The sequence below is a fragment of the Bradyrhizobium sp. Ai1a-2 genome (assembly GCF_000426245.1).
In the GTDB taxonomy this organism is placed as follows: Bacteria; Pseudomonadota; Alphaproteobacteria; order Rhizobiales; family Xanthobacteraceae; genus Bradyrhizobium.
Genome location: NZ_AUEZ01000137.1, coordinates 1 through 10,175, shown reverse-complemented (window position 1 = coordinate 10,175; position 10,175 = coordinate 1). Strand labels below are relative to the sequence as shown.

5 protein-coding genes and 1 pseudogene are annotated in these 10,175 nt (G+C 61.4%); 3 read left to right on the top strand and 3 right to left on the bottom strand.

Translation table 11 applies throughout. The annotated features are described in order from the left end of the window. The first annotated feature begins 395 nt into the window (after positions 1 to 395). The 3 genes from K288_RS53885 (at position 396) to K288_RS0140885 (ending at position 5,736) form a co-directional block, all read left to right on the top strand. Positions 396 to 671, top strand: a complete 276-nt coding sequence (locus K288_RS53885) for a hypothetical protein (RefSeq protein WP_160169073.1) — start codon at positions 396 to 398, stop codon at positions 669 to 671. A 312-nt stretch (positions 672 to 983) separates the two neighbouring features. Further along, positions 984 to 4,361 carry an adenylate/guanylate cyclase domain-containing protein gene (locus tag K288_RS0140890; protein ID WP_027584585.1) on the top strand — a complete coding sequence of 1,126 codons (3,378 nt, stop codon included), beginning with the start codon at positions 984 to 986 and terminating at the stop codon, positions 4,359 to 4,361. 457 nt (positions 4,362 to 4,818) lie between these two features. Further along, positions 4,819 to 5,736, top strand: coding sequence for an alpha/beta hydrolase (locus tag K288_RS0140885; protein WP_160169072.1), 918 nt, complete (start codon positions 4,819 to 4,821; stop codon positions 5,734 to 5,736). Positions 5,737 to 5,936: 200 nt separating this feature from the next. On the opposite strand, the gene K288_RS51515 is transcribed toward K288_RS0140885, so the two are convergent. From K288_RS51515 to K288_RS0140865, 3 genes and pseudogenes are all read right to left on the bottom strand, one after another. Further along, positions 5,937 to 6,236 (bottom strand): autotransporter outer membrane beta-barrel domain-containing protein, encoded by a 300-nt coding sequence (locus K288_RS51515; protein WP_027584583.1) that lies wholly within the window; start codon positions 6,234 to 6,236, stop codon positions 5,937 to 5,939. Positions 6,237 to 6,651: 415 nt separating this feature from the next. After that, positions 6,652 to 7,872, bottom strand: a pseudogene (locus K288_RS55240) (autotransporter outer membrane beta-barrel domain-containing protein); the annotation flags it as partial. Between the two features lie 1,985 nt (positions 7,873 to 9,857). Further along, on the bottom strand, positions 9,858 to 10,175 hold a 318-nt coding region (locus tag K288_RS0140865; protein ID WP_027584581.1), incomplete at its 5' end, for an IS5/IS1182 family transposase.

The following is a 10,175-nucleotide window of genomic DNA, read 5'->3' as shown; positions in this document are numbered from 1 at the left end:
GATGACTTTTCTTCGAATCGTCATCCCGCTCTAGCTCTTTGTTTGAGCATGATCTTTTTCGGAAAACCGGTCTCCACTTTTCCGGATCATGCTCTAGCGAGACGGAAACCGGCCTGAGTGCAGCGTTCCTTTGCGTGCGCCCGGCGTGGGCCCATAGTGTTCGGCGCCCGCTAAGGCGCGCGCCCCTGCTCCCAAGGCTTGCGAACACCTGGGTCATCGCCGCCTACCAATGAACTCCTCCCGCGTGCAGCGGCAGGGTGCAACTTGCCGGACCGCAGTGTTACCTGGCGCCTCAGCGCCAGGTTGCCGGTTCGCAGGGAGGATTATTCCACGCACCTCCGGCAAACTGGCCAACATCTGGAGCCCGGATGCAGTGAACGACGCGGGAGGGAGCGATGACTGCGCCGTTTCTGTCGTACCACGCCGCCCTGCCACCTGAGCGCCAGGTTGCTGGTTCGCAGGGAGGATTGTTCCACGCACCTCCAGCAAACTGGCCAACGTCTGGAGCCCGGATGCAGTGGACGACGCGGGAGGAAGCGATGACGGCGCCGTTTCTGTCGTACCACGCCGCCATGGCCGGACTAGCGAACATGGCCGCAGCGATCAGTGCTGCCGAAAAGAGCTTACTCATTGCGTCCTCCTTCGATTTGCCTCGGGCCTCAGACGAATAGGTGTCTGGAAATCTATAGCACCGACCTGGCCCGAGCGATGCTGCACCAACAACCTGGGTGAACTTGAACGTTAGCGCTGCTCCCCAGGGGCGGACTATGCGTTTTCGGCAGTTGGAGGGATCGACGTCCCATTTTCGTTGCAGCCGCCATCTCGCGACCGTCTCGAGTCGCCGCCCGTCCGGCTCAGGGGTATTGACCGGTAAAGGAACGCCGCGATGTCGGCTTCTGGCCCCAAAGCAGTCGTAGAAAGGCGCTACCCTGCATAGTGGGTCTCGATTAGGATTGTGCGAGGGGCGAGCTCGGAACGCCGCAATGGACGTCGGAGGTTGGCTACGGAAGCTGGGCCTCGAACAGTATGAGGCGACATTCCGCGAGAATAGGATCGATGACACGGTCCTGCCGAGGTTGACGGCGGAGGACTTGAAGGACCTTGGTGTCGGGTTTGTCGGGGACCGCCGTAAGCTGCTCGACGCGATCGCCGTTTTGCGCACTGAAGCAAGCGCACCAACTCCTGCGCTATCCGATGCCCCTCCGGCTATCGACAAGGACACCAGGGAGACTGCCGAGCGCCGCCAGGTCACCGTGATGTTCTCGGACCTCGTCGGTTCGACGGCGCTCTCCGCCCGTCTCGATCCAGAAGACCTTCGAGGGATCATTTCGACTTATCAGAGGTGCGTCGCCGAAATCGTGCGCCAGTTCGGGGGATTCGTCGCCAGATACATGGGCGATGGTGTGCTGATTTACTTCGGCTATCCGACAGCGCATGAGGATGACGCCGAACGTGCCGTCCAGTCAGGCCTCGCACTGATCGATGCAATCGCCGCGCTCCCGGTTCCTGAGCCCTTGCAAGTACGGATAGGGGCTGCCACCGGGATGGTGGTCGTCGGCGACTTGGTTGGATCGGGAGACGCGCAGGAGCGCGGCATCGTCGGCGAGACCCCGAATCTCGCCGCACGCCTTCAGGCCATCGCCGAGCCGAACACGGTCGTCATAGCGGAGGGCACGCGCAGGCTGCTGGGCAACCTCTTCGAGCTGCGGGACCTCGGGCTAAGGGAGCTGAAGGGGATCGCCGAGCTCGCCCGAGTTTTTGCGGTGCTGCGTGCCGGTTCTGTCGAGAGCCGCTTCGAGGCCATGCACCCCGGCGGCCTGACTGCGCTCGTCGGACGTGAAGAAGAACTCGACCTGTTAATGCGACGGTGGTCGAAGGCAAAGGTCGGCGAAGGTCAGGTGGTGCTGCTGTCCGGCGAGGCCGGGATAGGCAAATCCAGGCTCGCCGCCGCGCTTATGGAGGACCTCGCGGCCGAACCACTTACGCGCTTGCGTTATTTCTGCTCGCCACAGCACACCGACAGCGCTTTCTATCCCCTCATCGGGCAGTTCGAACGTGCTGCCGGGTTTACGCATGGCGACGCGCCACAAACAAAGCTCGACAAGCTCGAGGCGCTGCTGGCGCAAACCTCGACGTCCAGCCAAGACGCGGCGCTCTTTGCCGAGATGTTGTCGCTTCCCAACGACGGCCGCTACCCTGCATTGGACCCTACTCCCGAACAGCGCCGGCAGAAAACGCTCGCAGCCCTCGGCCTACAATTGGAAACCTTGGCGCGCTCCAGCCCGGTGCTCATGATCCTGGAGGATACGCACTGGGGCGACCCCACGAGCCTGGAAGCGTTCGGCCGCACCGTGGACCTGATCAAAGCCCTTCGCGTGCTATTCATCGTGACGTTTCGGCCGGAGTTCGAGGCGCCCTGGGTCGGGCAAGCCCACGTAACAGCCGTTGCCCTTAACAGGCTGGGACATCGCGACATCGACAGCATGATCGACCGCGTCATCGGCAACCGGTTGCTGCCCGAAAACATCAGGCAGGACATCATCGAGCGGACCGACGGCATTCCCCTGTTCGTCGAGGAGATGACAAAGGCAGTGTTGGAGGCCGGGAGCGAGCGGGAAGCGATGCAGACTGTGGCCGCAGTTCCCTCTCCGGCGCTGGCAGTGCCGGCGAGCCTGCATGCTTCCCTGATGGCGCGACTCGACCGGCTCGGCCCAGCCAAGGAGGTGGCACAGATCGGGGCGGCGATCGGTCGTGAGTTCTCTCATGGGTTGTTGGCCGCCGTGGTGGGCAAGCCAGAGGCGGAACTTAGCTCGTCGCTCGACCGTCTGAACCGTGCCGGTTTGCTGTTTCGCAAAGGCGTGCCGCCGCACGCGACCTACTTGTTCAAGCATGCCCTGGTGCAAGAAGCAGCCTATGGCACCCTGCTGCGCCAGCCGAGACGCGAACTCCATGCTCGGATCGCCGAAACCATCGAAAGCCAGTCGGCTGACATGGCCAATAGCCAGCCCGATCTGCTGGCGCGGCATTACACCGAGGCTGGGCTGATCGACAAAGCCGCTGGTCTGTGGGGCAAAGCAGGATTGCGGTCGCTGGAACGCTCGGCGCTGGTCGAAGCCGCAGAGCAGCTCACACGTTCGCTCGCTCAGATCGCGACCTTACCCAGCACGCCGGCGCTTCGTCGCGAGGAGATCAGGCTTCAGGCCGCTCTCGTCGCCCCTCTTATGCACACCAAAGGCTATGCGGCACCCGAAGCCAAGAATGCAGTCGAGCGCGCGCGTCTCTTGATCGAACAGGCCGAAGCGCTCGGAGAGCCTCCCGAAGATCCACTGCTATTATTCTCGGTCCTCTATGGCTTGTTGGCCACGAACTTTGTGGCGTTCAACGGCGACGCGGTGTGCAAGCTGGCGACCGAGATCTCGGCGCTTGCAGAAAAACAAGGCACGACCGCTCCGCTCATGATTGCGCATCGCATCATGGGCAGTGCCTTGCTGATGACCGGAGACATCACGGAGGGCCGAGCGCACTACGATCAGGCGCTTGCACTTTACAGTCCTGCCGAACATCGTCCGCTGGCGACGCGGTTTGGCCAGGACGTCCGCGTAGCAATCTTGTCATTTCGGCCGTTGGCTCTGTGGTTGCTTGGTTATCCCAAAGCCGCACTCGCCGACCATGAGCAGGCGCTCAGGGATGCGCGCGAGATCGGCCACGCTGCGACTTTGATGTACGCCCTGTCCAACACAGCGATGACGCATATTTTTTGCGGAAGTTTCGCAACGGCAACTGCGCTGACCAATGAGCTTGCCGCCTTGGCAGATGAGAAGGGAGCTTCATTCTGGAAGGCATATGGAATGATGCACCAAGGGTGCGTATTGGCCATGACCGGCAAAGCCCCGAAGGCGGACCAAATGTTTACTTCCGGGTTTAATGCGCTGCGGGCAACGGGAACTACACTGTATATGCCGTGGTACTTATCATTGTTGGCGGTGGCCTATGCCGAACTTGGACGAAACAATGACGCTTGGCGCTGCCTCGGCGAAGCAACAACGACAATGGAAACAGGCGGGGAACGTTGGTTCGAAGCAGAAATCCACCGGACCGCTGGAGAAATCGAGCTGATGGACCCGGAGCCGGACGCGGCGAAAGCAGAAGCGTGTTTCGAGCGTGCGCTCGCGGTCGCCCGCAAGCAGCGGGCAAAGTCCTGGGAATTGCGTGCGGCTACGAGCATGGCGCGGCTCAGGCGCAGTCAAGGGAAGCGGAATGAGGCCCGAGAACTCCTCGCTCCAATCTACGGTTGGTTCACCGAGGGCTTTGACACATTGGACTTGATGCAGGCCAAGGCCTTACTCGACGAGCTGGCATAAGACTTGTGGCGCAAGCGCCTCGGCGCGCCGAAAAGGTGATCGAATAACCCCCATTTGCTGCAGTGTATGAGTCCGGTTATGGCCCGCAGTCGACCTTCGCGAGACAATCCGGGAAGACGGTGTGACGTTTTGTACAACCCCTGCGCGTGGTTTAACTGATAGTATATAGGCAGCGGCGGACTCACCTCATTGCCCTTTGCCGATGCGGCTTCCCGCCCACGGCCAGAGCCGCCGGATCGGCGGCCCTTGAATTTCGCTTGTTTTGAATCCTCCGCCTTAGTCGCGCACATGGGCCACCGGGGACTCGAACCGCGAACCAACGGATTAAAGAGCGTAATCCGAATCCCAGAGTCACACCGGCGAGAAACCCGGATTTGGACTACGGCTTAACAAGCAAAACCGAAGGAGACAGGTCTCACAACACCAGGAGAGTCATATGCAACCGAGAACGCTCCTCTTGAAACACATCGTCCTCGTATCGGTAGCAGCCATGTTCTTCGTCGCGAGTGCGACATTCGCGCAGCAGAAAGACGCGTCCTCTTCGGAGATGAAAACAAAAGAGGCGCGAGTTAATGGCCTTACATTGCATTACATTGAACTCGGGCAAGGAACGCCAGTGGTGCTGGTGCACGGCACACTGGGGGACTACCGCACGTGGGATGGGCAGCTTGAGGCGTTCTCGAAGGGATATCGACTAGTCTCGTACAGTCGTCGCTATCACTATCCCAATGAATGGACCAAAGATTCAACAGACTTTTCTGTCACCATACATGCGAGAGACCTGGCTGCCTTCATCAAGGCACTTAACCGACCCCCGGTTCATCTCATTGGTCATTCGTATGGGGCGTTTATTGCGTTCCTGGTCGCACGAGATCACCCGGATGTCATTCGCAGTCTGACCCTGGGCGAACCGCCCGTATTGCCGTTACTAAAAACTACTCCTGAAGGAGATGCTCTTCTCACCACCTTTATTACGACATCGATCCTGCCTTCGAGCGAAGCATTCAAGCAGGGGAATGACGAAGAAGGAGTGCGTCGATTTGTGAACGGCGTGTTGGGCGAGGGTTCGTACGAGAAACTCCCACCTCCCGTTTTGAAGCGCCTCATGGACAATGTCCAAGAACTAAAAGGCGAGACCTCATCGCGAGACCTCCACCCGCCCACCACATGCGAGGATGTGCAGAAGGTGAAAGCGCCAACATTGCTCCTCGACGGGGAGTTCAGTCCCAAGATGTTCCATCTCATCAACGACATGTTGGAGCGCTGCTTACCGAGCGCAGAACGTGCAATGATTCCGGCGGCGTCTCATGGGCTAGAGCTGGAGAACCCCCAAGCGTTCAATGAGACGGTGCTTGCATTCATTGCAAAGCACTGAACTGTTGTATCTCGTTCAAGATCGTTGATGCCGTTTTTCCGGGAGCTCAGCGGGCGATCGAGCGCTTCCGGCCTTTTCACACGGCCTGGGCCCGCAGCCGACCTTGGCTGCTCGAGCCGCAAAGGTCCGCTTTCAGATGTGAAGCGGACCGAGGCTGTGCATTGTCTGCCGGAAACGCAGACTGGGCTGGCTGGCCAAAATTACCACGAGTAGCGCAGGCCAAGGTCTCCCCGGACGCCATCGCGCTTGCGGCCATCCGTATCCCCGACAGCGAACTGGTAGCCGGCCTCAGTATTGAGGCTCAGCCCGGCGTAGATCTTGGCGGTCAGGCCCGCGCTCAGGTCAAGCCGTGTCCCTTGCTCCAGCAACGAAACCAGATCGACACCGGAGAACGTCGTGGTCGCTCGCGCATCCCAGTCCCGCCAGAGGTTGGCGCGAACATAAGGCTGCCAGACCAGTCCACCGTCGCCGACAATGGTCCATCGGCCTCGCAGACCCACTCGCCCGCTCGCGCCCGACGTCGAGAGATCTACCACGTGTAGTGCGCGCCGAAGTTCCCCTTGACGCCGTCGCGCCTGCCGCCGTCGGTGCCGTCCACCGCGAACTGGTAGCCCGCCTGGGCATAGAGGCTGAGGCCAGGAAGGATCTTGCACTAAGGCCGCCGGCGAACTCCAGCCGCGTCGCCTGCTCGAGCAAGGGTACCGAGCCAGAGCCGAACATCGTGTTCACCTGGGCGCCCCAGTCGCGCCAGACATTGGCGAGCACGTAAGGCTGCCACACCCGCCCGGCAGGATCGTCGATGGTCCACTTGCCGCGCAGGCCGAGCCGGCCCGTAGTGCCGGACGTGGTGCCGAGCGCGACCGGACCCAAGCCGTCATTGGCGGCATCAAAGGAGACCTGCTGCCAGATGATCTGGGCCTCCGGCTCCAGCACGAAGCGCGGGCCGAGCCAAGGAAGCGGGATCGGATAGCCCGCCTCCAGCGACGAGGTGAATCCCGTGCCGTTGGTCGGCAGATTGGCAAACTGTGTCCACGCGTTGCCGTTGTAGAACGAGCCCTGCAGCACCGCGTCGATGTACCAGCCCGTGGGGCCATAGTGGGTCCAGTAGCCTCCCAGCGAATAGGCATTGAGGTTCAGCGAACCGGTGCGTTGCAGGATATAGGCGGTCACCGCCGCGTTGGTGACGAGGCCGTCCACGCTCACATTGCTGTTGCCATAGGCGAAGTAGAGACCGGCGGTGTCGGTGTGGCCCGGGATCAGGCTGCCGCGCCACACATCGATGCCGGTCTGGATGCCGGCCACCTGGCCGGTGGCGCGCGGGTCGGCAAAGGCCTGGTAGTGGTTGTCGATCTGCTGGCCGAACAGGCGGCCCCAGACCGCAAGCCGGCAATTGTCGTACGGGACGGCCGGCGCCTTGGTGATGGGTGGCGCCTTGGTGATGAGGCCGTCGTCGGGCGTGGCATGTAGGCAGGCCGCGTCCGCTGCCGCGTCGCCGACGCGCTCATGCAAGGTGCCGAGCGTGGTGAGGCTCATCTGACGGGCGATGGGCTGCACCACGCCATAAGTCGCGATTTCAGGCCCGATGATCGGCCAGATGCCTGCGGGCGGCGGCACTCCATCGCCGGGTGGAGGCACCGGGGGCAGCACATCCGGCGGCACAACCGGGCCGTTGCCGCCGTCCCCACCATTGCCGAGGAAAGACGAGCGCAGGAACCAATCATTCGCGACTGTGGGATCGTTGATGTTGGCAGGACTGCCCTGAAACAGACGATAGTCGTAGAAGCCGGCTCGCACTTCGCCAGCGAGCGTGAACATGCCGGGCATGGTGGTGGCGCCGTTGATCGCGTCCACCACCAGAATGCCGTTCGCCACTGTTAGTGCACCGGGGCCGGTGGTGTTGGTGATGCGCAGCACTGTGTCGCCTATGGCGCGGCCGCCGTCAATCACAAGCCGGTCCGACGCCGAGCTGTCGGTGCCGAGGAATGTGTTGAGTCCGATGATGCCGCCAGCGCCGGTGTAATTGTTGACCGTCAGGGTCTTGTAGCTTGAAAGCAAGGTCGGGTCGCCGGTCGGCGGAGTGTAGTTAATCGTGCTCGCGTTATTGGTGAGGTTCGTCAGGTTCGAACTGCCGGTCATCGTCCAGGTGGTATTCCCCAGAAGCGTCGCGTTTGCCGTGCTGGTGGAGTCCGTTGTGGCGGCCCCGGTCAGTTGCGAACCGGTGGCGGTCAGGTTGGTGGTGCCAGACAATAGCGTGTTCAGCAGCATCCCATTGCCGCTCGTGATGGTCGATCCGCTGACGGATATATTGGCAATCGCTTCCGTCACATGGAATGCATCCGCCGCCGAGGTCACTGTCGCGTTCTCGATTGTCAGCGTGTTGGCGGCCCCCGCGTTCGTGTTGCTCACCCCCGGGGTCCCGGGATAATTAAACGCCATTGGAAACGGCGCTGCGGTCGCTGGCTGAACAAGGAACCCAAAGCTACCCGTGCCTGTGGTCATGACGCTGCCGCCATTAATGGTGAGGTTGCCTCCGTTGCTGAGTATGCCTCCTGGTGAGTTCGCACCGCTTGTCAGGGCGGTGGTGCCCGTGGCGCTGATCGTGCCGTTGTTGGCGAAGTAGGCCGCACTGTCGGCCCCCTGGATCGTGACCGTGCTGCCGCTGTTCAGGGTGATCGAGCCATTATCCTGCGCAAAGGCACCGATGGAAGCAGCGCCCATTGTCGTTACGGTGGCGATACCTGTGATGACGCCACCAGTACCGGTGGTGTTGCAATTGCACGCCACCAGACCATTGGAATCGGGTCCCTCGGTCGTAATAGAGGGCACCGCGCCGTTGAGCTCGTTGAGCAGGACCGTCGCGGAGGTACCGCCGCCGGTGCCGGAGGCCATGGCGCCGGTGGAGTTGGGGGCCGTCGTCAAGATCGAGCCTCCATTGATTGTAACCACTGAGGTCGGTGGTCCACCCTGAAGGTTGGTTGCGTTGAATGTGCTGGCGAAGACTCCGAGTGAGTTCGGTCCGTTCATGATGATCGGGACGTTATTGAGGACCGGGGCTCCGTTGGCATCTGCATGCACACCCTGGCTGTTGATACCCTCGGCCGTGATGCTGCCCCCCGTCATCGTCATCGTACCCAGGCGGCTGACCCAAATTCCGTTACTGTTGTCTGGCGTTACGTTGATGACAACGTTATTCAGGGTAGCGTTTCCGCCAGTGTTCGAGCCGGGGTCGCCGGTCAAGCCGCAGCCTCCGACACAGAGAGCCACCTTAGAGGCGGGGAGAAACCCAGCAGGACCACCAAGATCGAGGGTGACGTTAGTCAGGTTCGCCGTGGCGCCATTTTGAACCGCCAGGACGGTGGCTTCTTGGTTCGTCCCAGGGGATGCACCGAATGGAACGGGGCTGCCGTTGCCTGTGAACACCACGTCACTGGGGGAGGTCGCGCCGGTGGCCGTGAGCCTCGCATTCAGGCCATAAAGCCAAATGACGCCTTGACCCGAGCTCGTGAGGTTAACCGGGGCAGCAGAAGAGCCCGTAACGTCGATATTGATCGCGGTGGACGTCGAGTTATTCCTAAACGGCTGCCCGTCTCCCCCGCCACTCACCACGAGCGCGCTCGTGCCGTTCGCCACGCCCGAGTTCGCGCCAGGAGCGGTGGTGATGCTGATCGCGCCCGGCGTCCCCAGTCCGGAATTGATATTCAGCGTCGGGGCGGTACCGGCTGAACCACCCGTCGCAAAGAAAATGTTGCCGGTTGCGTTGGTCAGGTTGGTGCCGCCCCCGACATTCGTGATCGAACTCGGCGACAGGACAACAGGGGGCGTACCGGTGGGGAAAGGAGGGATATTCGTCGTCTGCCCGTTCGCGCCGCTCCCGGCCGCGAAGTCAAGTGCTACAGTCAGCAAGATGATTGGTAGAGCGCGGGATTTCCATTGCGCATCGCGCAGTTTACCTGAGTGGCCGAGGTTCCGCGCAGCGCGACGCCTGCGCAAATTGCGCATCGCGACCAGCCCGTCCGTCTTAAGACCTATGGTCATGCCCTTCGACTCCACCGTCAGTTGCCAAGTCAGCAATCTATGAAGCGATGAAAGATCGGGGCACGCCGACTAGGTCGTGTGGACAATTACCTTAGCCAGAGCAGTGTTGCGGCGATAGCGACGACGGCGAAGTAATTTCGTGCCGTTTTTTCGTAGCGCGTAGCAACGCGCCTGAAACGCTTCAGTTTCGAGAAGCAGCATTCGATCAGATGACGCTCGGCATAGAGGGGTTTGTTGAGCGGATATTTGATTGTCCGTGAGGGGTTGTTCGGAATGACGGCTTGAGCGCCTTTTGCGGCGATCGCGGATCGCAACGCATCGGAATCGTAGGCCGCATCGCCCATCACGACCTCCGCTGGGAGCCCCTCGATGAGCGGCTGGGCCTGAGGCGCATCGCCGGCTTG